The following is a 24253-nucleotide window of genomic DNA, read 5'->3' as shown; positions in this document are numbered from 1 at the left end:
ATTGTGGGATGAGCTGAAATTTTGCTTTCGCTGGGGCGCTAACTGACCGCCGCTCGGGCTTCGGCCAGTTGCTGCTTGTCGGCGGGGCGGCCCGTCCACCAAAACGCCAGGGCCACCGCCAGGCCCGCCGCGCCTTGTAGCAGTACCGTGTGCGGGGCCCCCAAGTGGCGGGCCAGCCAGCCGGCTAGCAGGCTGCCCAGCGGCTGCACCCCCTGGAAGGCCATCACGTAGTAGCTCAGCACGCGGCCGCGCATGTGGTCGGCCACATCGGTTTGGATGGCCGTGTTGGTGCCGGCGATGAAGAGCATCATGCCCGCCCCGCCCAGCGTGATGAAGGCCAGCGCGGGCCCCAGCTGCGGGCTGAGCGCGAAGCCCACCAGGCTGGCGCAAAACCCCAGCGCCGCGTAAGTGATAAGCTGCGGGCGGCGGTTTTCGGCGGGCCTCGAGGCCAGGTAGAACGCCCCAACTAGGGCTCCCAGGCCTGCGAGGCTGTTCAGCCAGCCGTAGGTACCGGCCTGGCCGTGAAACACATCCTTGGCAAACACTGGCAGCAGCGTGCCGTACGGCATGGCGCAGAAGCTGATGCCCGCCATCAGCAAAATCTGGCGGCGCAGGGCGGGGGCCCCGCGCAGGTAGGCCCAGCCCTCGCGCAAGCCTTCCAGGGCCCCCGGGCGGTGGGCGCGTACCGGCCGTGGGGCAATGCGCATGAGCAGCAGCGAGGCCACCACGGCCACAAAGCTCACGGCGTTCACCACGAAGCAGGGGCCCTCGCCGAAGCGCGCCAGCAGCAGCCCGGCCAGGGCGGGACCCACCAGCCGGGCCAGGTTCACCATCGTCGAGTTCAGGGCAATGGCGTTGGGCAGGTGGGCGCGGTCGTCCACCAGCTCCACGAGCAGCGACTGCCGGGCCGGGATGTCGAAGGCGTTGATAGTGCCCAACAGTAGGCTCAGGCCGGCCACGGCCCAGGTGGCGTAGTGCCCGCTCAGCACCAGCCAGGCCAGCACGCAGGCCTGCCCCAGCGAGGCCAGCTGCGTGACGAGCAGCACCCGGTAGCGGCTGTAGCGGTCGGCCACGGTGCCGCCGTAGGGCGCCAGCAGCAGCGTCGGAATCTGGCCCGCGAACGAGACCAGGCCCAGCAGCAGCGCCGAGTGGGTGTGGCTGTACACGAGCCAGCCCACGGCCAGCCGCTGCATCCAGGTGCCAATGAGTGACACCGACTGCCCGGCGTAGTAGAGGCGGAAGTTGCGGTGGGCGAGCGAGCGGAAGGCAGAAAGCACGCCCCTCCAACGGGAAAGCGGCCGCAAAGGTGCACCCCGGCCCCAGGGCCCCGCCCCACCAAATTGCACCCGCTGCGCCGCCGCGCCGGGGGGGCCTCGCCTGGGCCCCCAGCGCGGCGGCGCGGCCCGGGGCTTGGGGGCCCTAGGCGTGCGGAAATAATCCTTTCGTAACCAGGATATTACTCATTTTGCAAACGAAAGGTAGGGGCAGCCGTACTAAGACCTTACCTTTCTGCTATTGGATGGCGACGTATAAATTTTCGGATGTTTTGCAAGTCTTGAAGTCGTCGGCGGGCGAGTTCATGGAGAATAACTCGTTCCGGCACGCGGCGGCGCTGTCGTACTACACCATCTTTTCGCTGCCCCCGCTGCTGCTCATCGTCATCACGGTGGCCAGCAAGTTTTTGGGCCACGACGCCGTAACGGGCCAGGTGTACGGCCAGCTCAAGGGCTTGGTCGGGTCCGACTCGGCCAAATTTCTGCAAGACAGCATCGCCACCTTCACCATGCAGGACAAGACCGGCCTGGCCACGGCCATCGGCGTGGGCACGCTGATTTTTGCGGCCACCACGTTCTTCGTCACCCTCCAGGAAAGCATCAACGACATCTGGAACCTGAAGGTGAAAACCACCGGCATCGGCATCGGCGACTACGTGCGCCAGCGCCTGCTCTCCTTCGGCCTCATCCTGAGTGTGGCGCTGCTGCTGCTCGTGTCCTTTGTGGTCAGCGCCGTGCTTAGCGCCTTCACTGGCTGGCTCCAGCACGTCATTCCGGCCGCCGGGGTAGTGGCCATCAAGGTGGTTGATTTCTCGTTGTCGCTGGCCGTCACTACTTTGCTCTTCGCCCTCATCTACCGGTTTCTGCCCGACGCCATCATTCGGTGGCGCGACGTGGGCATTGGCGCTTTCATCACGGCGCTGCTGTTCGTGCTGGGCAAGTTCCTCATTGCTGTGTACATCGGCTACGCCAACCCCGGCTCGGCGTTTGGGGCGGCGGGCTCGGCCATCGTGCTGCTGCTCTGGATCAACTACTCGTCGCTCATTATCTTTTTCGGCGCCGAGTTCACCCAGGAATTCGCCGACGCCTTCGGCCAGAAAGTGCAGCCTAAGGCCCACGCCGTGCGCGTGCGCACCGAGGAAGTGAAGCCCGGCGAATCGGAAGCAGAGAAAGCCACCGGCCGCCCCCAGGCCACGGGCCGCTGGCGCGATTAGGGGCCCGGGGTGGTTGCTGGCTTAGTGCCTAGGTACCCGATGCGCCCACTTTCCAGCGGCTTCGATTTGCTTCGCTCTGCACTTCCCGCCGTGCTTTGCTTGCTACTCGCGAGCAACTTGGCAGCGGCGTCCCAGCGGCGAGCGGCGGCCCCCGATTCGGTACGGGGCCAAAACCGGTTGGTGAAGCTGCTAACGGCCGATGCTTGCCAGCGCTTGGGCAACCGAGCCAGCCGCGCGGCGCCCGATTCACTCAGTCTGGCGCAGGCCTATGAGGAGCTTCAAAGCACCTTGGCCGCCGTTGTCGAAAGCCACGCGGCCGATGTACGCCAGCTGGCCAGCCGCACCAAAGCCACCGGGGCGTACAACCAACTGCGAGCCGATTTGCCCGACGCCACCGCGCGGCGCCTCGTGAAAACGTGCCCAGTCGCGGCGGTTTTGTACGGCCGTTTCAGCCGTTTCTTGGGCGACAACCCAGCGCCTACTCAGGCTGAAAATCAATTCGCTCAGGCTTTCAGTGATGACCTCTGCCAACGCTTCGCAACATTGGACAGGGAAGGCCGCCTACAAGGAAAAACCGGGAACGAACTGGCGGTGCTCTTTGAGCAGGAATACGCCGCCGCCTTTGCTATCCAAGAAACCAAAATTACGCAGCTTTACGGGGGCGTGCTCGATGAAAAGCAAGGCGTTACGCAGAAATTCCTGCTGATGATAGCCAACGAAATAGGGGCCCGGACGAAGGCGCACTGCCCGCAGTTGCTGCGGCTGTTCAACAACACGAAGTAATTACTACAAGCGCCAGGGGCCCCACCGTTTCCAGAACGATGGGGCCCCCAGATTTTGGCTGGTAGGTAATTTAAGCCGCCGTCGCCTTTTCCTTCACCGCGAGCTGGCCGCAGGCGGCGTCGATGTCCTTGCCGCGCGAGCGGCGCAGGTTGGTTTGCACGCCGCGGTCGGCCAGGTACTGGTGGAACGACATCAGGTTTTCCTCGCCGGTGTTGCGGTAATCTGCGTTTTCGATGGGGTTGTACTCGATGAGGTTGATTTTGCAGGGCAGCCACTTGCTGATTTTTAGCAGGTTCTCGGCGTCCTCCAGCGTGTCGTTGAAGTTCTCGAATACGATGTACTCGTAGGTGACCTTGCGGCCGGTTTTCTCGTGGTAGTACTGCAAGGCTTCCTTCAACGCGGCCAGCGAATTGGCCTCGTTGATGGGCATGATTTCGTTGCGCTTGGCGTCGGTGGGCGCGTGCAGGCTCAGGGCCAGGTTGGCCTTTACATCGTCGTCGGCCAGCTTTTTAATCATTTTGGCGATGCCGGCCGTGCTGATGGTGATGCGGCGCGGGGCCATGTTCAGGCCGTCAGGGGCCGTGATGCGGCGCACGCTTTCCACCACGTTGGCGTAGTTGAGCAGCGGCTCGCCCATGCCCATGTACACGATGTTGGTGAGCGGCGTGCCGTACTGGCCCTCGCACTGCTCGCGGATGCGCACCACCTGGTCATAAATCTCGGCCGCGTCGAGGTTGCGCTTGCGGTCCATGTAGCCGGTGGCGCAAAACTTACACGTCAGCGAGCAGCCCACCTGGCTGCTGATGCAGGCCGTCATCCGCGTGTCGTGCGGGATGAGCACGCCCTCCACAATGTTGCCGTCGTAGAGCTTGAAGGCCGATTTGATGGTGCCGTCGTTGGAGCGCTGCTGGTTTTGCACCGTCACGCCGTTGATGACGAAGTGGGCCCCCAGCAGCTCGCGGGTGGCCAGCGAGAGGTTGTTCATCTCCTCAAACGAGCCGGCCGCGTTCTTCCACAGCCACTCCTGTACCTGCTTGGCGCGGAAGGGCTTCTCGCCGTGCTCCACCATGAACGCCTTCAGGTCGTCGGCGGAAACTTTGCGAATGTCGCGCTTAGTGGGCGTGGGGGCGAGGGGCAGTTCGAATAACATAGGGCAAAGATACAAGCAGGCAAGGCGTTGGGTTCCCGGCTATGCCAGCCGCGCCGCCAGCTCGGTGGGCAGCCCGCGCAGCTTGCGGGTGTTGTAGTCGAAGCAGAGCATGCCGGTTTTGGCGCGGGCTATTTCCTTGCCGGCCCGGTTCTTCACCCAGTACACCAGGTCGAAACCGTACTTGTTCAGGTCCAGGGGCCCTACTTCGATGCGCAGCACGTCGCCGTGAAACGCTTCGCCCTTGTATTCGATGGCCACATCGGCCATGATGAAGCCCAGCCGCGTGGCGGCGTCAAACTCGGCCGTGCCGGCGTGGGCCAGGTACTGCACCCGCGCCTCGTGCAAGATGCTCAGCAGCGCGTCGTTGCCGAGGTGGGCCCCGTAGTTGAGGTCGGTGATGCGGACGGGAATTTCCGTTGCGAAGCCAAAGCTTTCGGGCAAACTTACTTTTACGCGGGCCATCGGTTCAATTAGCTATGCATGAATTATCATCCTTCGAGGAAGCAAAAATAGAGGTGCGCACTACCGCCGACGGCTCGCCCACGCTCTACGTGCCGGCCCTCGACGAGCATTACCACTCGCGCCACGGCGCCGCCCAGGAGTCGCGCCACGTGTTCATTGAAGCGGGGCTGGGGCCCTTGCTGGCGGCGGGACTAGGCCGACCCGACGAAGGCATGATGCAGATACTGGAAGTAGGCCTGGGCACCGGCCTAAATGCTTTGTTAACCTTGGAGGCAGCTACTGCCGTCGGTGCGCTTATCGCATACGATGGCTACGAGACTTATCCGCTGCCACCCGATATGATTGCGGCCCTGCTACCACAGTGGGCTGATAATATGGCATTGAGTATAGCATTTAAGCGGCTACACGCGGCTCCCTGGGGCGAGGTCGAAGAATTTAATGAAGTGCTTTTCCTGACTAAGCTTCACGAGCCAGTGCAACAGGCTGCCCTTGGTACGGACTTTTACGACCTCATTTATTTCGACGCCTTTGCGCCCGAAAAGCAGCCCGAGTTGTGGACGGAGGCTGTCTTTGCGAAGCTCTACGCGGCCGCCGCGCCCGGGGCTGTGCTGGTGAGCTACTGCGCCCAGGGGCAGTTTCGGCGCAACCTGCGGGCCGCCGGCTGGCTCACCGAAAAGCTGCCGGGGCCCCCCGGCAAGCGCGAAATGACGCGGGCCCGCAAGCCGGCGTAGCTGCTTTTTTGCTAACTTAACCGTCTCATGTCCAACGATTCGTCCCTGGCCATTTATTGCCCGCGCTGCCATTGGGAGCCCGACGGCGGGGCCCACTGGCAGTGCACCTGCGGCTGCGTGTGGAACACCTTCGACACGGGCGCCGTGTGCCCGCGCTGCCAGCGCCGCTGGCGCGACACCGACTGCCCGCCGCTGCCCGGGGGCTGCGGGGCCACGTCGCCGCACATCGATTGGTACCACGGCCTGGACGCGGCGGTGGCCGAACTGATGGAAACTGCCCTGGCCGTGCCGGCTAATGTATGTTGCGGCCGCAATGAGCCGTAAATTTCTCGATACCGAAAGCCCGGCCTGGGTGGCCGACGGCCTCATCACGGAGGCCCAGCGGCAGCAGTTGCTGGCCCGCTACCCGCCCGATGCCGTGCCCGCCGTGGGCTTGCTGCCGCTGCTGGGCAGCTTGCTGGTGGCCCTGAGCGCCCTGAGCGTGGTGGCGGCCAACTGGGCCGCGCTGCCGCCGGTGGCACGCTTATCGTTGCTTATCAGTAGCTTGGTGGGGGCCTACGCCGGCGGGCACTACTTCATGCAGCGCGGCAACCGCACGCTGGGCCGGGGCCTGGTGGGCCTGGGGCTGGTGCTGTTCGGCGTCAGCATCATCCTCGTCAGCCAAACCTACCAGCTGGTGGGCTACGACGCCAGCGGGCTGCTGGCCTGGGTGGTGGCCGGCGTGGCCCTGGCCTACGCCCACCGCAGCCGCCTGCTGGCTGCCCTCACGGTGTTCATCGGGGCGGCGGTGCAAACCTATTGCACCCAGGCACTGGGCAGCTACAGCTACGCCACCGCCGCGCTGCTGGCCGGGGGCCTGGGCTACCTCTGGTGGCGCCGCCCCGACGGCCTGCTAAGCACCGTGCTATCGGCCGGCTTGCTGTGGCAGGCGGCGCTGTGGGTGGGCGTTTCGCACGCCAAAATCACCTGGTTTTTCGTCCCGGCCATGCTCGTATACGCCGCCGGCGACTGGCAGCCCAACCGCGCCGCGGGCCGCTCGGCCCAGGGCCCTCCGCTGATTGCCGCCTACTTGTTTGCCCTTGGCCTGGCCCTGTTTGGCGAAACTGATGCCTATGCCGACCTGCTGCGCCCGCCGGTGCTGGCCTACCTGGGGGCCCTGGCGGCGGTGCTTGCCCTGTCGGTGGCCGGCAAAAAGCAGCGCGGTCGCCTCGATACGCTGCCCGATTGGCTGCTGCTGCTGCCCGGCTTTTACCTGCCGGGCGGGCTGCCGCTGGCCATTGCTACGCTGGTGGTGCTGTACGCGCACGCCGGGTCGGTGCTGGTGCGGGCCCACCGCGCCGGTAGCGCCGACCAGCTCACCCTAGGTACGGTGTTGTTCGTGGGGGCCACCATGGTGGCGTACTTCAAGCTGACGTGGGCGTTCCTGGATAAGTCGCTGTTCTTTTTGCTCGGCGGGGTGCTGCTGCTGGGCCTGAGCTGGTACCTGCGCCGCCGCAACGCCCGGGTGCTGGCCGCCGCTGGGACACCCAGCGCATCCCCCGGGGCCCCAGCGGAGCCCGCCGAGTAGCGCGCGCTACCATCTCTTTCGTCTCTAAAACACTAGCCTATGGCCACTGCTTTCGCCGCCGTTCCCGAAGCTCCGCTCCGGTTCAAGCTGCTGCCGCGGCTGCTGGTGGGGGCCCAGGTGCTGTACGTGCTGGGCGTGGCCGGCGCGGGCTACGCCACCACCGCCCTGGGCAAGGCCGTGGTGCTGGCCGCCACCCCCGCCGACCTCACTACCCTCAAAACCACCGACTTCGTGCGCCTGCGCTACGCCGTGGCCACGGTGCCCCAGGCCCAGTGGCGGGGCCCCGGCGCACCCAGCCGCCGCCAAAGCGTGTATGTGCTGCTCACCGCCGCCGGGGCCCCCACCGCCGCCGAAGTGCTCGGTGTGTACGCCGACGAGCCCCGCGCTGCTGCTGGCCAGGCCGTGCTGCGCGGCTGGGTGACCGACGTTTTCCCGCGTACCCTGGGGCTGCGCTACGGCCTGGAGCGCTACTACGTGCCGGCGGCCAGCATCTTGCGCAAGTCCACCGTGGCCCGGCCGCTGCGGGTGCAGGTGCGCATCGCGCCCTGGGGCCAAGCGCGCATCGTGGAAGTAGGCGAATAAGCTATTCCGAAAGCCAATAAAAAAGCCCTTGACCACACGGCCAAGGGCTTTTCTATTAGTAAAACCACTGCGCTACTTGTCCAGGTGGAAGGAAATCGGCACGGTGTACTGCACGCTCACGGCGCGCCCGTTTTGCCGGCCGGGAATGAAGCGCGGCAGCTTGCTGATGGCCCGCAGCGTCTCCTCGTCGAGGCCCGAGCCCAAGCCCTTCACAATTTTCAGGTCCGTCACCTCGCCCTGCGCGTTCACCACGAAACTAGCGAACACCTTGCCTTCCACGCCGGCGGATAGGGCCTGGGTGGGGTAGCGCGCCAGTTTCTGAATCGCCGCCACGATGCCGGCCTGTCCGCCGCCGCTGGGCAGCTCGGGCATTTGCTCGACTGATAGATAGGGTTTGTCGCTGACGGTTTCGCTCGTGGCGGTGTTGGGCCCCAAGGTACTTTCAAGCTCTTTCAGCGAACCTTCTTCAATCCCATCTTTGATGGTCATGGCGGCTACGTGGGTGCTGGCCAGTACTTCCTGCTCCGGGATGTCTTCGGTGACCACGTTGTTGTGGACGATCTTTATGTTATCGAACTTGGTTGAGTTGATGGCCACCGTTTTGGGCTGCACCGCGGCCACGGCTGGCGGGGGTAGCACAATCGGGTCCACCTTCATCGGCTTCACCTCGGGGTTGCCAATGCCCTTGGGCACGAAGGGCGCAATCACCTCGGGGCCCCTAATTAGCCGGGCCAGCGCCTGGCCGCCTACCAGCAACGCCAGCAGTGCCAGGGCAATGCCGAGGGCCCGCGTCACGTTGCGCTGGTAGATATGGCGCAGCACGTAGGCCCCGTAGGTCCGGTTGCGGCCGTCGAATACGATGTCGTCGAGGCTGGCCGTGGCCAGCTGGGCATTGTTCATCATAACGCGTTGGTGGTTAAAAGGGTGAGGTCGGCGGGGGAAAGCTTGGTGAGGGCGTATTGCTTCTGGTTGGTGATGCTCATCTCGTCGAGAATGTCCACCATGTCCTTGTACTGCGAGTCGGCGCCGGGCTTGATGAGCACCACTACGGGGCCCCGGCGCTGGCGGTCCAGCAGCACCTGCCGGATGCCGCGGGACCCAAAATCGGTGGTTTCCAGCCGCGCGGCGGCCACCGTTTTGTCGGCCGGCTGGTTCAGGCCGAAGTAGTAGTGCAACCGGTGGTTTTTGCCCAGGATGACGGTCAGGCTTTTCGAGGCGGGCACCTCAGAAATGTGCTTTTCGTCGGGCACGGGCATGGTCAGCTGCATCACGTAGGGCTTGGCAAACGTGGTGGTGAGCATGAAAAACGTGAGCAGCAGAAACGCGAGGTCCACCATCGGCGTCATGTCGATGCGGGTCGACATCTTCTTGCTTCGTCGGCGGCCGTTGGGAGCGGGGGCGGAGGCTTTCGGTTCGATGGCGGCCATAGGCAACGGGGCGATGAGTGGAAGATGAACCACCAACGCACCGCTATATTCCCTTATTGCAGGTTTTAGGGGCCCCCGCCGCTATTTATTTTCAACGCGTTAACGTCCTAAAAACGCCACACGCCGGCGGGCGTCACGAGGGCCGTCAGGGCCACATCGGTGGGCAGCGCATCGACCAGTGGGGCCCCCGGCGGCTCGTCCAAAAGGTTGAGCCCGACGAACGCCGTGCCCGGCCGGCACTGCGCCAAAAACCGGTCGTAGAACCCGCCGCCGTAGCCCACGCGCTGCCCCTGCGCGTCGCAGGCCAGCAGCGGCACCAGCACTGCATCAAACGCGACGGGCGGTACCTCAGCGGCTGGGGCCCCCACCGGCTCCGGAATGCCCCAGCGGCCGGCCACCAGCGGCGTGGCGGCCGTCAGTTCGTAGTGCTTCAGCGAAACGCCATCTGCCTGCACCACCGGCGCCGCCAGTTGCACCGGCAGCTTTTCGGCCCAAATGCGCAGGATAATAGCCCAGGTATCCGGCTCGTTTTTATTAATTAACGGCAGAAATACGTGGAGCCACCGCCACGCCACCACCGGGAAATGCTGAAATAATTGCGCGCTAATTAATTCGCTGCGCTCCGCTACTTCGGCGGCCGTCAGGGCCCCACGGCGGGCTAGGGCGGTGCGGCGCAAGGTGGGTTTAAGATTGTTTAGCAAGCACTTTGCTTAATTTATGCTCAATGTCCTGAATCAAATCAGTCCAATGATCGACTGCTTCTTGGGCGATTACACCACCTTTTTTTCCTTGTAAATGGTACACCTTGCTGTATGTACTTAGGTTGTTGTTCCTGTCTTTTTCAAGGGCCACTTTAGTTTCCAAAATAGGCTTATTTAGCCAGAAATGGAGGTTCTTAATATATTCTTCTTTTCGCTCAAGTAATACGTCACGCAGTTCTGCTGAATCTCTTGGAATATAACCAGGACCAGAACATCCGCAGGAATGGAAAGCAATTCCAACTGAGTAAAGCTTTCGTAAGTGTTGCCATGCATTAATCTCCTTTTTTGGAGGCGATTTGAAATCAAGCCCCATGTCGGCCATTAATTGGCCGCAATCGGGGCACGTTGCAGCAAGAGATTCTTTTTCATCCTGAACCACATCATTCAACAAACGTCGCTTAAAGGTTTTGCGACAGTCAAAGCATGCGTAATGAGGCTTATAGGTGGTCATTGCATAGCGGCACATAACTGACGGCTTGAATGTGAAATTTGATTAAGGGTTAATTACTCTTCCTCAATCACCGCAAAATTCAGCGCCAGCGGCTCCAGGGCCCCAATTAATTGTTCGATGAAAGCGGGGTTGTTAATTAATACGTTCAGCACGTTGTCGGTGCGCTCTTGCAGGCCGCCGCCGGGGAACAGCTTTTCCTTGATGGCGGCGAGCTGGGCGTAGGCGGTTTCGTGCTTGGTTTCGGCGGCTTTGCTCAGGCGCTTTTCGAGGCCGGCGAGGCCCGCGGCGGCTTTTTGGGCTTCGGCGGCTACGGTGCGCACCAGCGAGGCGTCGAGGCGCTGGGCCAGGTCTTGCACTTGCTGGAAGGTGGCGGCCAGGGCCTCCTGCTGCTCCTTCAGGCTGATTTCCTCCTGGCCAATGGCGGCCCCGAGCTGCTTTTTCAATTCGGGCAGCGGCCGGAAAATGTCGGTGGTGCTCAGGCCCAGCTTCTTCAGTTTGCCACCATTGGCGCGGCTCACGTACATGGCCGAGTTGCGGGGCAGCACGATGGGAAACGGCACATTAAACGCCGCGAAAACGTCCTTCAGCTGGAACCAGTACGCCACCTCCGCGCCCCCGCCGATGTAGGCCAGGTTGGGCAACAAAATCTCCTGGTACAGCGGGCGCAGCACCACGTTGGGGCTGAAGCGCTCGGGCTGCTGTTGGGCCAGCTCCAGTAGCTCGGCCTGGCTGTGGCAGCGGGCGGTGTTGCGCACGGTCACCTCCACGCAGTCGGCGCCGTTGGCGTCGGGCTCCAGCCGCTCGCGCAAGCCGCTGTCGGTGAGGAAGAACAGGTTGAGGGGGCGCGAGTACACCTGCGGCTTGTAGCCGGCGGCGGTGAGGCGGGCATTGGTGGCCTGCACGGCGGCGTTGGAGGTCTGGTGCTGGATTTCTTGCTCCAGCACCGGCACCAGCGCCTGCTTTAAGTCGGGGCGGTCGGCGTCGAGCGTCACCAGGCCGTACTGGCCAAACAGGCCGTCGGCGAGGCGCTGGGTGGCGGCGGCCAGCGTGGGGGCCCCGGCGTAGGCGTCGCGGAACAGGGCCGGCACCTCGGGCGGCAACTGGCTCAGCAGCTGCTCGTCGAGGCCGGCCAGGGGCAGGCGGCCCACGGGGCCCCCGGTGCCTTCGGCGTCCCACTGGTAGGTTTTGCCGAAGAGCGAAAAGTGGTTGATTTCGGCAAAGTCGTGGTCCTCGGTGGCCATCCAGTACACGGGCACGAAGTCGTACTGTGGGTACTTGGCCTTCAGCTCGCGGCTCAACTTAATGGCCGACACGATTTTATACACGAAATACAGGGGCCCCGTGAGCAGGTTAAGCTGGTGGCCGGTAGTGATGGTGAACGTGGTATCCTTCGCCAGCAGCTCGATGTTGGTCGCTACGGCCGCCGGCACCTCGCCGGCCGCGTACTGGGCGCGCAGGGCCCCCACCAGCCGCTGCCGGGCCTCGGGCGAGTAAGCGGCTTGCTTCTCCTCAATTTGGGCGGCGAAGTTTTCCAGCGCCGGCCAGCGGTGGTAGAAGGGCGCCAGCTCGGGCTTTTGGGCGAGGTAATCGAGGAGAAGGCCGGAGAAAGCGCCGGTATCGGCGTAGGAAAGTGTCTGAACCACGGATTTATCGGATTGAGCGGATTCGTCGGATTTTGGGGACGATTGGAAGCGGCGCGGCGGGGCCGCGCCGTAAAGGTCGGGACTAAACAAAAAAGGCAGCCGATTGGCTGCCTCTTGAAAAGGAATGTGCAGCGGCCCCGGTAAAAGCGGGTTTTGCCGGGGCCCTAAATAGCGCAAATCGGTGGTTAAACCAACACGCCGTACAGGTCGAAATCCGTAGCCGAAGTGATTTTCACGTTTGCGAAATCGCCGAGGCGCACGAACGTGTCCTTCTCCACCGGCACCAGCACTTCGTTGTCCACTTCGGGCGAGTCGAACTCGGTGCGGCCTACGAAGTGGCCGCTCTCCTTGCGGTCGAACAGCACTTTATAGGTCTGGCCCACGCGGTCCTCGTTCAGCTCCAGCGAAATGCCCTGCTGCAGCTCCATAATGGCGTCGGCGCGGCCCTGCTTCACGTCGGCCGGCACGCTGTCTTCCAGCGTGTAAGAGTGCGTGTTGTCCTCGTGCGAGTACGTGAAGATGCCCAGCCGCTCGAACCGCGTTTGGCGCACAAACTCGTACATCTCGTCGAAGTCGGCGTCGGTTTCGCCGGGGTGGCCGGCGATGAGCGTAGTGCGCAGCGCGATGCCCGGCACCCGCTGCCGGATGGTGTCCACGAGCTCCGAGGTGCGGCGGCGGGTGATGCCGCGGCGCATGGTTTTCAGCATGTTGTCCGAGCCGTGCTGCAAGGGCATGTCGAGGTACTTGCAGATGTTGGCGCGCTCGGCCATCACGTCCAGCGCCTCCAGCGGAAACTGCGACGGGTAGGCGTACTGCATCCGAATCCACTCGATGCCGTTCACGTCGGACAGGCGGCGCAACAGCTCGGGCAGCTTGCGCTCGCCGTAGGCTTGCAGGCCGTAGTAGGTCAGGTCTTGGGCAATGAGGATCAGCTCCTTGGTGCCCTGGGCGGCCAGGCGGCCGGCGTCGCGCACGAGGTCGTCCATGGTGCGGTCCACGTGCTTGCCGCGCATCAGCGGGATGGCGCAGAACGAGCACGGGCGGTTGCAGCCCTCGGCAATTTTGAAGTAGGCGTAGTGGCGCGGCGTGGTGAGCAGGCGCTCGCCCACCAGCTCGTGCTTGTAGTCGGCGTTCAGCACCTTCAGCATCTGGGGCAGCTCCAGCGTGCCAAAATAGGCGTCCACCTGCGGGATTTCCACCTCCAGCTCGTCCTTGTAGCGCTGCGAAAGGCAGCCCGTCACATACAGCTTCTCCAGGCGGCCGGCCACTTTCTCGTCGGCGTAGCGCAGGATGGTGTCGATGCTTTCCTGCTTGGCGTTGTCGATGAAGCCGCAGGTGTTGATGATGACGATGTTGGCGTCCGATTTCTCGGCCTCGTGCGTCACGTCGAAGTCGTTGGCCTGGAGCTGGCCCATCAGCACCTCGCTGTCCACGATGTTCTTCGAGCAGCCCAGCGTGATGACGTTGACCTTGTTTTGGTTTTGATTTCTAACTTTCATTCCGTCACGGATTATCCAAATTATTTAAAGCGCCAGGGGCCAGGCAATCAACCAGAACCGCGCCCGGGGCCCCAGAATTCCAATTGATTAATTCCCGGCCCGCGGCCTAATCGATTATGGGGCCCTACACGGCCTCGAACTGCCGCAAAAAGCGCAGGTCGTTTTCCGTGAACAGGCGCAAGTCCTTGATTTGGTACTTGAGCATGGCAATGCGCTCGATGCCCATGCCCCAAGCGTAGCCGGAGTATTTCTCGGGGTCGATGCCGCTGTTTTCGAGCACGTTGGGGTCCACCATGCCGCAGCCGCCAATTTCCACCCAGCCCGAGTACTTGCAGATGTTGCAGCCCTTGCCCTTGCAAATGAGGCAGGTGATGTCAATTTCGGCGCTGGGCTCGGTGAAGGGGAAGAAGCTGGGCCGGAACCGGATGTTGATGTCGGCGCCAAACATCTCACTCACAAAGTAGTACACCGTCTGTTTGAGGTCGGCGAAGCTCACGCCCTCGTCCACGAACAGGCCTTCCACTTGGTGAAACATCATGTGGGCGCGGGCCGAAATGGCCTCGTTGCGGTACACGCGGCCCGGCATAACGGACCGGATGGGCGGGGCCTGGGTTTCCATCACCCGCACTTGCACGTTGCTGGTGTGGGTGCGCAGTAGCAGCGGCACGTCGGGGGCCCCAGAGTCGGCCGGGTCGATTGGGCTTTTGGGGGCATGCGGGGCGATGAAGAACGTGTCCTGCATGTCGCGCGCCGGGTGGTTTTCGGGGAAGTTGAGGGCCGTGAAGTTGTGCCAGTCGTCCTCAATTTCGGGGCCCTCGGCTACCGAGAAGCCGATGCGGCCGAAGATGCGCAGCATCTCCTCGCGCACCAGGCTCAGGGGGTGGCGGGTGCCCAGGGCGTTGGGCACGGGCGGCAGGGTGTAGTCGTAGCCGGCGTCGGCGGGCTGGTTGGCCGTAGCGGCCTCCAGAGCCTGCTGGGCCTCGTCGTGGCGGGCCTGGGCGGCCTGCTTGAGCTGGTTGAGCTGCTGGCCCACGGCGCGCTTCTCATCGGCAGGCACGGTTTTGAGCTGGTCGAACAAGTCGGCCAAGCGGCCCTTGCGGCCGAGGTAGGCAATGCGGAAGGCGTCGAGCTGGGCGGCGGTGGCCAGCTCCTGGGCGCTGATTTCGGCTTCGAGGCCGGCAATGGAATCCTGTAGCATGGGTACAAAGTTACGGCCGGGCGGCACCCCAGCGGGTGGTTTCGCGTAGGCACCCTGTTGGGCCGCCCGCTGGCGGGGCCTAATGCCTTCTCCTCCAACCCCGTTTCCACGCGCTATGCTCCGTTCCTTGCTCACCCTGCTGCTGGCCATTTCGGCCCTCGCCGCCACCGCCCAAACGGCCCCGCGTCGCGCCACCAAAGCCACTTCTGCTGCCAAAGCCACCGCCGTGCCGGCCGCTGCTTCCGACGCCGCCACGCCCGCCGCCGCCGACGGCAGCTTCGGCGACGGGGCCCCCGCCTCGTCGGCCAACAACGGCCAGGGCCAGGGCGTGTACGCCGCCCCGGGTATGCCCGTGAACATAAAATCGGGCAAGGAAGTAGAACCCTACAACTCGACCAACGAAAAACCCGGCGACAAGCCCCGCAAGGGCACCACGCTCTCGCCGAAGTAAGTGCTGGGGGCCCCATGGCCTTGGCAAAGCGCCCCGCCTGGCTTGCGTAGCCGGGCGGGGCGCTTTCGGTTGCGGGCGTAAGGAAGGCGCGGGGCAGGTTTGATGGCCTGAGGGGCCCCGGGCGGCGAAAACACAGTTTGGCACGGTCTTCGATTTTGGCTTGGCAACTCCCACTCCTTAACCCGCTTCGCTCATGTTCCGCTCCATCCTTACCCTCGCCCTGTCGGTGTTGCTAATCGCCGAAGCCAGCGCCCAAACCACGCCGGTCGTCACCAAAAAAACCACCCGCACCACCCGCCGCGTCGCCAAAAAAGCGCAGCGCACCGTGCGCAAAACCACCCGCCAGGCCGCCGCTGCCTGGCCCGCCCTCGACGCCGCCGCGCCCGTAGTGGCCGCCGTGACGGAGCCCACCGGCTGGGAGGCCTACGACGAGGCCCAGGCCCGCCAGGGCCGCGACGCGGTGTACGCCGCTCCGGGCATGAGCGTACACATCCGCACGGGCCACGAAATGGACAACTACGACGGCACGCCTCGCAAGGCCCCCGTCAGCACGCGCCAAACCACGCTCTCGCCCAGCCCCCGCTAGGCCCGCGTAATCCACGGCCGATAATTAAACGTAGAGTGGGCCCCGGTAAAGTGCGGGGGCCCACTTCTTTATTTCCCTTAACGGTATTCTTATGTTGCGTTTTTTTCTCGCCGGGGCCCTCGTGCTCGCCGTATTATTTGGGGCCCAGGCCCAAACCGGCACCAAGAACTACAAGCGCTCGGTGCGCCAGGCCAACCGCAAAAAGGGCAGCTACTACCGCGCCGGCACCCTCAAGGCCACCGGGGCCGGTAAGCGCAAGATGGAGGTGTCGCGCGGCGACTACTACCTGGCCCCCGGCATGCCCATGCCCCAAACCGACCACCGCCACATCGACAGCTACATGGGCGACGTGCCCCCGCGCAAGCACTACGCCAAAAAGCCCGCCCCCGGGGCCCCCGGTGGCAACAGCACCCTCAGCCCAGCAAAAAAGTAGGGGAGGCGAATAGAATTAAGGTCTCCAGGTAAAATTATTAAGGCCGTCCTGCTGAGCTTGTCGAAGCCTCTCTCCCGCCGATCAATCCAATCGTTCACCGATTAGAATGGGCAGCGGGAGAGAGGCTTCGGCAAGCTCAGCAGGACGGCCTTTTTTGCTCGGCGGGGTTTATTCAACCTCCAGCTCCAGCTCTTCGGCCACGAACTCGCCCACGGCTTCGTAGTAGAGCGTGTTGCAGTTTTCGGGGCGGAGGACCTGGGCGGCGGCGGCGCGCACGGCGGCCACGTCCACGGCCTGGATGCGGCGGCTCTCGTCGTTCACCAGGTTGGCGTCGCCGAGGAGCTTGCTGTAGGCCAGGTTGAGGGCCCGGTGCAGCAAGTCAATTTCGCCGAACACCAGGTGGCTTTCGGCCTGGTTTTTTACTTTTTCCAATTCGCGGGCGTCCACCTCGGCGGCCACAAACTCGGCCACCACGGCTTCCACGGCGGCGTTGGCCTCGTGCAGGTCCACGCCAGCGTTCAGCTTGCCGCTCACCACGAGTAGGCCCGCGTCGAGGGCCCCGGTGAGGGAGGCCGAAATGTTGTTAAACAGGGCCAGCTCCTTCACCAGGCGCTGGTGCAGGCGGCTCGATTTGCCGCGGCCGAGCATATCGGCCAGCAGGTCCACGGCGTAGTAATTGTCGTCGCGGCGGGCGGGGGCGTGGTAGGCCTTGTAGAGGGCCGAGAGCGGCACGGCGGCCTCCACGGTTTGGGTGCGGGCCTGGGTTTGGGCGGGCTCCTGGGGCAGGTCGCGCACGTATGCGGGGCCCCCGGGGATGGGGCCGAACCACTTCTCGGCCAGTCGCTTGGCTTCGTCGAAGCTCACGGCGCCGGCCAGCACCAGGATGGCGTTCTGGGGTGCGTAGTGCTTATTGAAGAAGCCGCGCACGTCGTCCATCACGGCGTTTTCGATGTGCGCAATTTCCTTACCGATGGTGTTCCACTGGTAAGGATGCACCTGGTAGGCCAGCGGCATCATTTTCAACCACACGTCGCCGTAGGGCTGGTTGAGGTAGCTCTGCTTGAACTCCTCGACCACCACTTTGCGCTGCACCTCCAGGCCGTTTTCGGAAAACGCCAGGTTCAGCATCCGGTCCGATTCGAGCCAGAAGCCGGTTTCGAGGTTGGCGGCGGGCAGCGAGAGGTAGTAGTTGGTGACGTCCTGCGAGGTGAAGGCGTTGTTTTCGCCGCCCACGCGCTGCAAGGGCTCGTCGTAGCTGGGGATGTTCACGGAACCCGAAAACATCAAGTGCTCAAACAGATGGGCGAAGCCCGTATGGTCGGGGTCCTCGTCGCGGGCCCCCACGTCGTACATCACGTTCAGCACGGCCATGGGCGTGCTAAAGTCTTCGTGCACAATGCAGCGCAGGCCGTTGGCAAGGGTAAATTCCTGGAAATTAATCATGAAGCAATAGCGGTTGAATAGGGCCCTAACAACAAAGCCGGACCAAAGATTTCGGCACGGCGGGGCCCTGGCGGGCAAAGGTATCGGCGGGGCCCCAGCCGGCCGCCGCCGCTACCTTTGCCCCCGTCCGCCCACCCCGCCTTCCCCATGACCTTCGACCGCCGCGACTACGCCAACGATACCCTGCTGCACCTGTACCGCGAGCTGCTGAAGCCGCGCCTGATTGAGGAGAAAATGCTGATTCTGCTGCGCCAGGGCAAGGTCAGCAAGTGGTTTTCGGGCATTGGGCAGGAAGCCATTTCGGTGGGCAGCACCCTGGCCCTGGAGGCCGACGAGTACATTCTGCCGCTGCACCGCAACTTGGGCGTGTTCACGGCGCGGCAGGTACCGCTGGCGCGGCTGTTTGCGCAGTGGCAGGGCAAGCCGCTGGGGTTCACCCAGGGGCGCGACCGCAGCTTCCACTTCGGCACCAACGACTACCACATCGTGGGCATGATTTCGCACCTGGGGCCCCAGCTGGCCGTGGCCGACGGCATTGCCCTGGCCGACGTGCTCGACGAGAAGCCCCGCGTCACGCTCACGTACTCGGGCGACGGCGGCGCTTCCGAAGGCGACTTCCACGAGGCGCTGAACGTGGCCGCGGTGTGGCAGCTGCCGGTCATCTTCCTGATCGAAAACAACGGCTACGGCCTCAGCACGCCCTCCAACGAGCAGTTCCGGTTCAAGTCGTTCGTCGACAAGGGCCCCGCCTACGGCATGGAGGCCGTGCAGGTAGATGGCAACAACGTGCTCGACGTATTCGATACCATCCACCGCTTGGCCGTGGACCTGCGCCAAAACCCGCGCCCCGTGCTGGTGGAGGCCCTCACCTTCCGCATGCGCGGCCACGAGGAGGCCAGCGGCACCAAGTACGTGCCCGCCGAGCTGCTCCAGGAATGGGCCCAGAAAGACCCCGTGGACCGCTACGAAAAGTGGCTGCTGGCCGAGGGCATCCTCACCGAAACCGCCCGCCACAGCGTGCGCGAGCAGTTCAAAAAAGAGATTGAAGACGCGCTGGCCGAAGCCGACGCCGCCCCGGGGCCCACCGCCCACACCGGCCGCGAGCTGGCCGACGTGTACGCGCCCTTCGTGCCGGATGCGGCGCTGGAGCTGCCGCTGCAAAGCAAGGATTCAGAAGCTGGGGCCCCTAATGATGAGCCGGATAGCGAAGGCGATTCAACGGCTGGCGCGGCCCGCGCCACCAAAGGCCTGCGCTTTATCGACGCCATTTCCGATGGGCTGCGCCAGAGCATGGTGCGCCACCCCGAGCTGGTACTCATGGGCCAAGACATTGCCGAGTACGGCGGCGTGTTCAAGATCACCGAGGGCTTCGTGGCCGAGTTTGGCAAGGGGCGCGTGCGCAACACGCCGCTGTGCGAGTCGGCCATTGTGGGGGCCGGGCTGGGCCTGAGCGTGCGCGGCAAAAAGTCGATGGTGGAAATGCAGTTCGCCGACTTCGTGACCTGCGGCTTCAACCAGATTGTGAACAACCTGGCCAAGAGCCACTACCGCTGGGGCCAGGCCGCCGACGTGGTCATCCGGATGCCCACCGGCGCGGGCACAGCCGCGGGGCCCTTCCACTCCCAAAGCAACGAGGCGTGGTTCACCCACGTGCCCGGCCTGAAGGTGGTGTACCCCAGCAACCCGCACGACGCCAAGGGCCTGCTCTGCGCCGCCTTCGACGACCCCAACCCCGTCCTGTACTTCGAGCACAAGCTGCTCTACCGCAGCCTCAGCGGCCCCGTGCCCGACGGTTACTACACCACGCCCATCGGCCAAGCGGCCCTGGTGCGCGAGGGCGATGAGCTGAGCATCGTCACCTACGGCATGGGCGTGCACTGGGCCCTGGCGGCCTGCGACGAGCTGAACATCAGCGCTGACATCCTCGACCTGCGCACCCTGCTGCCCTGGGACACCGAAGCCGTGCGCCGCACCGTGGCCAAAAACGGCCGCCTCCTGGTGCTGCACGAAGACACCCTCACCGGGGGCCTGGGCGGCGAAATCGTGGCCTGGGTGGCCGAGCACTGCTTCCAGCACCTCGACGCCCCCGTGCAGCGCGTAGCCGGCCTCGACACGCCCATTCCCTTCGCCCCGCCCCTCGAAGCCGGCTTTCTGCCCCAGCAGCGCCTCAAGGAGCGCCTGGCTTGGCTGCAAGGGTATTAGGGCCCCGGCGCGCTCAGCGGTTAAGCTTCCAGCAGGATTTGCTTGTCGGGCTTTTCGTATTGGTAGTCGGTCATGATCTGCCGCAGGATCAGCATGTCCTTGGGGCAGGCCTGGGCGAACGTTTCCCAGTTTCGCAGCACCACCCGGTCCGGCATTTCCACCACGGCGATAATGGCGTCCCAAAAAGCGTCCCAACTCACGCCGTACCAGTCCGGAAAGCACAGCTCGCGCTTCATCGTCATGTGAAAAGCCGCTTTGGTATCAACGTTGGTGAGGTCGATGGTCATTGAGTAGTTGGGTCTTTATAGGGGGACATTTATCTAACGTAGATATTATTACTAATAGAAAATCCCATCTTGCTCATCAAAGTAGAACTAATTATAAGGAGTGCTCTTCTTAGGAATATTGAAAAAAGTACGTTGATTTAGATAAATTTCCTGCAAAATATACGGTGATTAAAGTAATGGATATTTCAATTAATAGTGCTACTATTTCAAATATATTATGCTTTTATGCAAATTGCCTTATTTTTATGGTGATAATATGCTGCTAAAAATAGTCTAAATTTTCATTATGAAAATATCCTAAAAAGGAGGTGTCTTCTTTGACCCAGCGTAAGTTGGAGTAATGATTATTCGTTTTTATCCTATCAATATGCTCAACAAACTTATATCCTTCGGGATTAGGAATAAAATGTTGTGCTACAAGTTTGTGCAATAAAAAGGCGTCTCTTCTGCGTAAACGTCCTTTTTTATGAGGTTTCTCAGTGTTCTCAATAGTGACCTCAATATAACCGGTGCGTGGTATCAATATATCTTCGAAATAGCTTTCGATTTTTTTATATACTTTTCGACCACTTCTAGGAATGTCATTTGTTTCAGTAACCTTGTCAGTATTACACCATATACGACCGGATTCGGTAATAGCACCATAATATCCTTCGATTTGGATAGCGTATTCGCCATCAACAATAAAGTAGGTTCTGCCTTCAAGCATAATTTCAAGGTATTAGGGTGTTGGCTTAAATATAATTACCCCGCCGTATCGGCCACGTCGTCGCCGTCGTCTACCATTACCCGGGCTAGTTTTTCAATATTTAAGCTGCGGGCCGAGGCGTCGAAGATTTCGCGGTAGGTGCCGCGCTGATCGTAGAGTTCTTCGTGGGTGCCGCTTTCCACGGCGCGGCCTTGCTGCATGACGTAGATGCAGTCAGAATCGACGATTTGGGCGAGGCTGTGGGAGATGATGACTACGGTGCGGCCCTGCTTGATGGCTTCGAGCGAGTTCTTGATTTGCTCGGTGGCGATGGCGTCGAGCGAGGCGGTGGGCTCGTCGAGGAAGATGATGGGCGGGTTTTTGAGGAAAAGCCGGGCGATGGCGATGCGCTGCTGCTGCCCGCCCGACAGTTGCTGGGCGTCGGACTGGTACTGCTTGGGCAGCTGCATGATCTGGTCGTGCAGGTAGGCCTGGCGGGCGGCGGCCTGGATTTGCGCCAGGTCGGCGTCCATCACGCCGTAGCGAATGTTCTCCTCGATGGTGCCCTTGAAAATGTGGTTTTTCTGGAGCACCAGGCCGATTTGCTGGCGCAGGGCGTGGGTGTTGTAGTCGGCCAGCGGGCGGCCGTCGAGCAGCAGGGCCCCACGGTCGGGAGCGTAGAACTTGCAGAGCAGGTTGATGACGGTGCTTTTGCCGGCGCCGCTGAGGCCCACCAGGGCGGTGGTTTTGCCGGCTTCGATGGTGATGCCCACGTCGTGCAGGGCCTGGGTGCCGCTGGGGTAGGTGAAATCGACGTGGCGCAGCTGGAAGGTGCCGCGCAGGTGGTCGGGCAACAGGGCCCCCGTGGGCTCAGTGGCGTCGGCCGCGTCGAGGATGTCGAAGAAGCCCTCCGAGTAGGTGAGGGCGTCGTTCATCTCATCGTAGATGCGGTGCAGCTGCCGGATAGGCGCCGACACGTTGTTGAACAGCAAGATGTGGAACATGATGGCCCCGATGGAAATCTGCCGGTCGAGCACCAGGTAGGCCGTGAGCACGATGATGAGCACCACGCCGATGGATTCGGTGAAGGTTTTCAGGCCGTCGTAGCGGAAGTTGACCTTGCGCGTTTCGAGCTGGGCGTCCTGCAATTCCTGCTGCACGCGGGTCTGCTTTTCCTCCTCGTAGGCCTCGCGCACGAAGCTTTTGATGACCACCGCCGAGTCGATGAGGTTGACCAGGCCCTGGCTTTTGGCTTCGCGCAGGGTGCGCAGGGCCCTGCGCGAGCCGTTGAGGCGGTCGGCCTGCCGGTAGCTCAGCCAGAAGTACACGGGCAGCACCGCCACGGCCACCAGGCCCACGTACACGTTGGCGAAAAACATGATGACCAGCGCCACCACGGCGTTGGCAAATAGTGGGAGGATGTCGATGAAGAAGTTTTGCACCAGCTTCATCAGGCTCTCCACGCCGCGGTCGATGCGGGTTTGGAGCTTGCCGGTCTGGTTGCCGTTGTCGGCATAAAAGCCGAGTTGGTAGCCGAGCACCTTGTGCACCGCGTCTTCCGAGAGCTGGGTGGAAACGTTGATGCGGATTTTCTCGCCGTAGTACTTCTGCCCAAACTGGATGCCGGTGTTGATAATTTCCTTGCCCAGCAGCAGCCCGCTCACGGCCAGCAGCAGCGGCAGGCCCTGCGCCAGGCCCTGGTTGCGGTTCAGCAGGCCCTGCACCGTGTCCACGGTGTAGCGCAGCACAAACGGGTTCACCTGGGCCGCCAGCGAGCCCACCAGCGTCAGTAGCAGCGTGCCGAACACGAGGCCCCGGTACGGCCGCACGTAGGGGTAAAGGCGGCGAATTATCTCCCAAAGGCTCATAAGCAGGCAACTACAGTGTGGCGGTAGCTGCGTTAGACGCGGGCGGGAGTGTTGGGGTTATTCTAACTGTGTTGCTTATGAGGCGTACTGTTTAATTATTCTCCTTAGGGAATATTGTTCAGGCCAAATATCAATAGAATAAAAGTCGTCTGCTGCTTCATCTTCGTCTACAACAGAATCAAGTTTAGAAGCACAAACGCGGATTCGATAAGACGCTGGTTTGACAGTTAATTCAAGCATTACATTTGAATCAGGACAGTCTAAAATTTGAAGAACACCAGATTTTATTTCTATACTCCCTTCTACTATGTTATCGTATAACGCCAAAGTCACTTCAACCGGACGGGTGCTTAATAAATTAATTTCTGCGTTGACATAGCTATACGTTTCGATTCCAACTCCAATTATTCCCTCTTCAATTGCTAGTCTGCATTCGTGCGCTTCATCGGTCCAGAAATTGTTAGAATCAGTCGTATGGGATGAATTTTTATCAGCAATGTAGAATTGGCTATACCATGTTCTGAATTGAAATTGGTAATTCATGGATTTATTTATCCTTAATGGGTTCCTTCAAAAACCTCAGCAGCGCGGGGAAATAATGCTGCGGGTCGTCCCACATGGCGAAGTGGGAGCCGTTGGGGCAGATGTAGACCTGGCTGTGGGGCATTTGCTGGTGCATATATGCGTAGGCCGAGGGGGGAATGAAATCGTACTGGGCCCCCAGCAATAGGGTGGGGGTGCGGATGGTGGCCAGGCGGGCGATGAAATCCCAGGTGGCCATGAAGGGGAAGATGGGGGCCCTATCGGCTTTGTTGATGTGGGCGAGGTTGCGGGCGTAGGGCCCCGGCTCCTGGCCTGGGGGGAGGCGCAGCATGTGCTGGTGAAAGAATTCGTCCTGCACGGGCTTGGTGAGCAGGGGCATCATTTTGCTGTCGCCCAGCAGGCTGTCGGGGGCCGCGGGCCGGCCGTGGCGCTGCTCGCGGATGATGTCGGCAAAGAGGCCGAAGCGGTACTTGTTGTAGATGGGCGCGCTGTAGCCCATGTTCGAGACGATGAGGCCGCGCAGGTGCTCGGGGTAGCGGGCGGCGTACTCGAGGGCCAGCAGGCCGCCCCAGGAGTGGCCCAGCAGGTAGAAATGCTTGAGCTTGAGGGTCCGGCGCACCTGCTCCACCTCGTCCACGAAGCGGCCGATGCGCCAGATGGCGGTGTCCTTGGGCTGGTCGGAATGGTAGGAACCGAGCTGGTCGTAGAAATAAATTTCGACGCCTTCCTTGCCCAGGTACTCGGGGAAATTCTCGAAGTACTCGTGGGTGTTGGCAGGGCCCCCGTGCAGCAGCAAGAGCTTGATTTTGCCCTTCCCCACCTTCTGCGTCCACACCCGGTACTTGCCGTCCACGGTAATCATTTTAACGCCCGGGGCCCGCATTTTGGCCGCGTAGCTGCTGTCTTTGGCCTGGGCGCGGGCCAGCCAGGGCAATAGGAATAGGAGCAGGGTAAAGGCAGCGCGGCTGGGCATTGGGTGGAGTAAACGGTAAATAAATAAGATGCTAACC

The 24253-nt window shown here is 62.3% G+C and carries 26 protein-coding genes; 10 read left to right on the top strand and 16 right to left on the bottom strand.

The window, feature by feature from the left end:
- Positions 1-38: 38 nt before the first annotated feature.
- A complete protein-coding gene (locus tag EAH73_RS13570; protein WP_161599550.1) occupies positions 39-1277 on the bottom strand; it encodes an MFS transporter in 1239 nt (412 codons plus the stop codon).
- A 269-nt stretch (positions 1278-1546) separates the two neighbouring features.
- Here EAH73_RS13570 and EAH73_RS13565 point away from each other — a divergent pair, with 269 nt between their 5' ends.
- Both EAH73_RS13565 and EAH73_RS13560 read left to right on the top strand, forming a co-directional pair.
- Entirely contained in the window at positions 1547-2488 is a 942-nt protein-coding gene (locus EAH73_RS13565) for a YihY/virulence factor BrkB family protein (protein ID WP_240047245.1), read from the top strand.
- A gap of 39 nt (positions 2489-2527) precedes the next feature.
- Entirely contained in the window at positions 2528-3271 is a 744-nt protein-coding gene (locus EAH73_RS13560) for a hypothetical protein (RefSeq protein ID WP_140467407.1), read from the top strand.
- A gap of 70 nt (positions 3272-3341) precedes the next feature.
- On the opposite strand, the gene rlmN is transcribed toward EAH73_RS13560, so the two are convergent.
- Positions 3342-4421, bottom strand: a complete 1080-nt coding sequence (gene rlmN / locus EAH73_RS13555; protein WP_140467405.1) for a 23S rRNA (adenine(2503)-C(2))-methyltransferase RlmN — start codon at positions 4419-4421, stop codon at positions 3342-3344.
- 39 nt (positions 4422-4460) lie between these two features.
- The gene (locus tag EAH73_RS13550) at positions 4461-4862 is read right to left on the bottom strand and encodes a thioesterase family protein (RefSeq protein ID WP_240047244.1); all 402 of its coding nucleotides are present in this window, start codon (positions 4860-4862) and stop codon (positions 4461-4463) included.
- A 35-nt stretch (positions 4863-4897) separates the two neighbouring features.
- On the opposite strand from EAH73_RS13550, the gene mnmD reads away from it, so the two are divergent.
- From mnmD to EAH73_RS13530, 4 genes are read left to right on the top strand one after another with little or no spacing between them, the layout of a single operon-like run.
- Entirely contained in the window at positions 4898-5614 is a 717-nt protein-coding gene (gene mnmD, locus EAH73_RS13545) for a tRNA (5-methylaminomethyl-2-thiouridine)(34)-methyltransferase MnmD (protein ID WP_140467401.1), read from the top strand.
- A gap of 27 nt (positions 5615-5641) precedes the next feature.
- Positions 5642-5938: a hypothetical protein gene (locus EAH73_RS13540; protein ID WP_140467399.1), complete on the top strand. Its 297-nt coding sequence runs from the start codon at positions 5642-5644 to the stop codon at positions 5936-5938.
- The gene (locus EAH73_RS13535) at positions 5928-7181 is read left to right on the top strand and encodes a DUF2157 domain-containing protein (RefSeq protein WP_161599549.1); all 1254 of its coding nucleotides are present in this window, start codon (positions 5928-5930) and stop codon (positions 7179-7181) included. The genes EAH73_RS13540 and EAH73_RS13535 overlap by 11 nt, the downstream gene beginning before the upstream one ends.
- Before the next feature lie 39 nt (positions 7182-7220).
- Positions 7221-7763, top strand: a complete 543-nt coding sequence (locus EAH73_RS13530) for a GDYXXLXY domain-containing protein (protein ID WP_140467395.1) — start codon at positions 7221-7223, stop codon at positions 7761-7763.
- Positions 7764-7835: 72 nt separating this feature from the next.
- Here the strand turns inward: EAH73_RS13530 and EAH73_RS13525 are convergent, their stop codons facing one another.
- The 7 genes from EAH73_RS13525 to pheS all read right to left on the bottom strand — a co-directional run bounded on the left by EAH73_RS13525 (position 7836) and on the right by pheS (position 14742).
- A complete protein-coding gene (locus tag EAH73_RS13525) occupies positions 7836-8666 on the bottom strand; it encodes an energy transducer TonB (protein ID WP_140467393.1) in 831 nt (276 codons plus the stop codon).
- Positions 8663-9190 carry an ExbD/TolR family protein gene (locus EAH73_RS13520; protein WP_140467391.1) on the bottom strand — a complete coding sequence of 176 codons (528 nt, stop codon included), beginning with the start codon at positions 9188-9190 and terminating at the stop codon, positions 8663-8665. The genes EAH73_RS13525 and EAH73_RS13520 overlap by 4 nt, the downstream gene beginning before the upstream one ends.
- Before the next feature lie 107 nt (positions 9191-9297).
- Complete coding sequence (locus EAH73_RS13515) at positions 9298-9867, bottom strand: 5-formyltetrahydrofolate cyclo-ligase (RefSeq protein WP_140467389.1); 570 nt, start codon at positions 9865-9867, stop codon at positions 9298-9300.
- Between the two features lie 7 nt (positions 9868-9874).
- Positions 9875-10402 carry a hypothetical protein gene (locus EAH73_RS13510; protein WP_205013005.1) on the bottom strand — a complete coding sequence of 176 codons (528 nt, stop codon included), beginning with the start codon at positions 10400-10402 and terminating at the stop codon, positions 9875-9877.
- A gap of 53 nt (positions 10403-10455) precedes the next feature.
- Positions 10456-12045, bottom strand: a complete 1590-nt coding sequence (gene bshC / locus EAH73_RS13505; RefSeq protein WP_140467386.1) for a bacillithiol biosynthesis cysteine-adding enzyme BshC — start codon at positions 12043-12045, stop codon at positions 10456-10458.
- 185 nt (positions 12046-12230) lie between these two features.
- Positions 12231-13544: a 30S ribosomal protein S12 methylthiotransferase RimO gene (rimO, locus tag EAH73_RS13500; protein WP_140467384.1), complete on the bottom strand. Its 1314-nt coding sequence runs from the start codon at positions 13542-13544 to the stop codon at positions 12231-12233.
- Positions 13545-13668: 124 nt separating this feature from the next.
- Positions 13669-14742, bottom strand: a complete 1074-nt coding sequence (gene pheS, locus EAH73_RS13495) for a phenylalanine--tRNA ligase subunit alpha (RefSeq protein ID WP_140467382.1) — start codon at positions 14740-14742, stop codon at positions 13669-13671.
- A 115-nt stretch (positions 14743-14857) separates the two neighbouring features.
- Here pheS and EAH73_RS13490 point away from each other — a divergent pair, with 115 nt between their 5' ends.
- The 3 genes from EAH73_RS13490 to EAH73_RS13480 all read left to right on the top strand — a co-directional run bounded on the left by EAH73_RS13490 (position 14858) and on the right by EAH73_RS13480 (position 16212).
- The gene (locus tag EAH73_RS13490) at positions 14858-15193 is read left to right on the top strand and encodes a hypothetical protein (protein WP_140467380.1); all 336 of its coding nucleotides are present in this window, start codon (positions 14858-14860) and stop codon (positions 15191-15193) included.
- Positions 15194-15386: 193 nt separating this feature from the next.
- Positions 15387-15779 carry a hypothetical protein gene (locus EAH73_RS13485; RefSeq protein WP_140467378.1) on the top strand — a complete coding sequence of 131 codons (393 nt, stop codon included), beginning with the start codon at positions 15387-15389 and terminating at the stop codon, positions 15777-15779.
- 91 nt (positions 15780-15870) lie between these two features.
- Positions 15871-16212, top strand: coding sequence for a hypothetical protein (locus tag EAH73_RS13480; protein ID WP_140467376.1), 342 nt, complete (start codon positions 15871-15873; stop codon positions 16210-16212).
- Positions 16213-16380: 168 nt separating this feature from the next.
- Here the strand turns inward: EAH73_RS13480 and EAH73_RS13475 are convergent, their stop codons facing one another.
- Positions 16381-17655, bottom strand: coding sequence for a M16 family metallopeptidase (locus tag EAH73_RS13475; RefSeq protein ID WP_140467374.1), 1275 nt, complete (start codon positions 17653-17655; stop codon positions 16381-16383).
- 147 nt (positions 17656-17802) lie between these two features.
- On the opposite strand from EAH73_RS13475, the gene EAH73_RS13470 reads away from it, so the two are divergent.
- The gene (locus tag EAH73_RS13470; RefSeq protein WP_140467372.1) at positions 17803-19857 is read left to right on the top strand and encodes a thiamine pyrophosphate-dependent enzyme; all 2055 of its coding nucleotides are present in this window, start codon (positions 17803-17805) and stop codon (positions 19855-19857) included.
- A gap of 20 nt (positions 19858-19877) precedes the next feature.
- On the opposite strand, the gene EAH73_RS13465 is transcribed toward EAH73_RS13470, so the two are convergent.
- From EAH73_RS13465 to EAH73_RS13445, 5 genes are all read right to left on the bottom strand, one after another.
- On the bottom strand, positions 19878-20144 hold the full coding sequence (locus EAH73_RS13465) for a barstar family protein (RefSeq protein WP_140467370.1): 267 nt from the start codon (positions 20142-20144) through the stop codon (positions 19878-19880).
- 262 nt (positions 20145-20406) lie between these two features.
- Entirely contained in the window at positions 20407-20853 is a 447-nt protein-coding gene (locus EAH73_RS13460; RefSeq protein WP_140467368.1) for an HNH endonuclease, read from the bottom strand.
- A gap of 35 nt (positions 20854-20888) precedes the next feature.
- The gene (locus EAH73_RS13455) at positions 20889-22700 is read right to left on the bottom strand and encodes an ABC transporter ATP-binding protein (protein WP_140467366.1); all 1812 of its coding nucleotides are present in this window, start codon (positions 22698-22700) and stop codon (positions 20889-20891) included.
- Between the two features lie 75 nt (positions 22701-22775).
- Positions 22776-23243 (bottom strand): hypothetical protein, encoded by a 468-nt coding sequence (locus EAH73_RS13450; protein ID WP_140467364.1) that lies wholly within the window; start codon positions 23241-23243, stop codon positions 22776-22778.
- A gap of 4 nt (positions 23244-23247) precedes the next feature.
- A complete protein-coding gene (locus EAH73_RS13445) occupies positions 23248-24216 on the bottom strand; it encodes a proline iminopeptidase-family hydrolase (RefSeq protein WP_140467362.1) in 969 nt (322 codons plus the stop codon).
- Positions 24217-24253 lie beyond the last annotated feature (37 nt).

Origin of the sequence: Hymenobacter nivis, from assembly GCF_006439025.1 — a bacterium.
GTDB classification, from domain to species: Bacteria; Bacteroidota; Bacteroidia; order Cytophagales; family Hymenobacteraceae; genus Hymenobacter; species Hymenobacter nivis_A.
This window is presented reverse-complemented; position numbering and strand designations above follow the sequence as displayed.

Excerpts from the sequence above, each read along its gene's own strand:
- EAH73_RS13490 (WP_140467380.1), top strand. The coding sequence starts at position 14,858 with ATGCTCCGTTCCTTGCTCACCCTGCTGCTGGCCATTTCGGCCCTCGCC.
- EAH73_RS13475 (WP_140467374.1), bottom strand. The coding sequence starts at position 17,655 with ATGATTAATTTCCAGGAATTTACCCTTGCCAACGGCCTGCGCTGCATT.
- EAH73_RS13520 (WP_140467391.1), bottom strand. The coding sequence starts at position 9,190 with ATGGCCGCCATCGAACCGAAAGCCTCCGCCCCCGCTCCCAACGGCCGC.
- EAH73_RS13485 (WP_140467378.1), top strand. The coding sequence starts at position 15,387 with ATGTTCCGCTCCATCCTTACCCTCGCCCTGTCGGTGTTGCTAATCGCC.
- EAH73_RS13530 (WP_140467395.1), top strand. The coding sequence starts at position 7,221 with ATGGCCACTGCTTTCGCCGCCGTTCCCGAAGCTCCGCTCCGGTTCAAG.
- EAH73_RS13480 (WP_140467376.1), top strand. The coding sequence starts at position 15,871 with ATGTTGCGTTTTTTTCTCGCCGGGGCCCTCGTGCTCGCCGTATTATTT.
- EAH73_RS13535 (WP_161599549.1), top strand. The coding sequence starts at position 5,928 with ATGAGCCGTAAATTTCTCGATACCGAAAGCCCGGCCTGGGTGGCCGAC.
- EAH73_RS13465 (WP_140467370.1), bottom strand. The coding sequence starts at position 20,144 with ATGACCATCGACCTCACCAACGTTGATACCAAAGCGGCTTTTCACATG.
- mnmD (WP_140467401.1), top strand. The coding sequence starts at position 4,898 with ATGCATGAATTATCATCCTTCGAGGAAGCAAAAATAGAGGTGCGCACT.
- EAH73_RS13525 (WP_140467393.1), bottom strand. The coding sequence starts at position 8,666 with ATGATGAACAATGCCCAGCTGGCCACGGCCAGCCTCGACGACATCGTA.
- EAH73_RS13460 (WP_140467368.1), bottom strand. The coding sequence starts at position 20,853 with ATGCTTGAAGGCAGAACCTACTTTATTGTTGATGGCGAATACGCTATC.
- EAH73_RS13455 (WP_140467366.1), bottom strand. The coding sequence starts at position 22,700 with ATGAGCCTTTGGGAGATAATTCGCCGCCTTTACCCCTACGTGCGGCCG.
- EAH73_RS13470 (WP_140467372.1), top strand. The coding sequence starts at position 17,803 with ATGACCTTCGACCGCCGCGACTACGCCAACGATACCCTGCTGCACCTG.
- EAH73_RS13445 (WP_140467362.1), bottom strand. The coding sequence starts at position 24,216 with ATGCCCAGCCGCGCTGCCTTTACCCTGCTCCTATTCCTATTGCCCTGG.
- pheS (WP_140467382.1), bottom strand. The coding sequence starts at position 14,742 with ATGCTACAGGATTCCATTGCCGGCCTCGAAGCCGAAATCAGCGCCCAG.
- rlmN (WP_140467405.1), bottom strand. The coding sequence starts at position 4,421 with ATGTTATTCGAACTGCCCCTCGCCCCCACGCCCACTAAGCGCGACATT.
- EAH73_RS13510 (WP_205013005.1), bottom strand. The coding sequence starts at position 10,402 with ATGACCACCTATAAGCCTCATTACGCATGCTTTGACTGTCGCAAAACC.
- EAH73_RS13560 (WP_140467407.1), top strand. The coding sequence starts at position 2,528 with ATGCGCCCACTTTCCAGCGGCTTCGATTTGCTTCGCTCTGCACTTCCC.
- rimO (WP_140467384.1), bottom strand. The coding sequence starts at position 13,544 with ATGAAAGTTAGAAATCAAAACCAAAACAAGGTCAACGTCATCACGCTG.
- EAH73_RS13540 (WP_140467399.1), top strand. The coding sequence starts at position 5,642 with ATGTCCAACGATTCGTCCCTGGCCATTTATTGCCCGCGCTGCCATTGG.
- EAH73_RS13450 (WP_140467364.1), bottom strand. The coding sequence starts at position 23,243 with ATGAATTACCAATTTCAATTCAGAACATGGTATAGCCAATTCTACATT.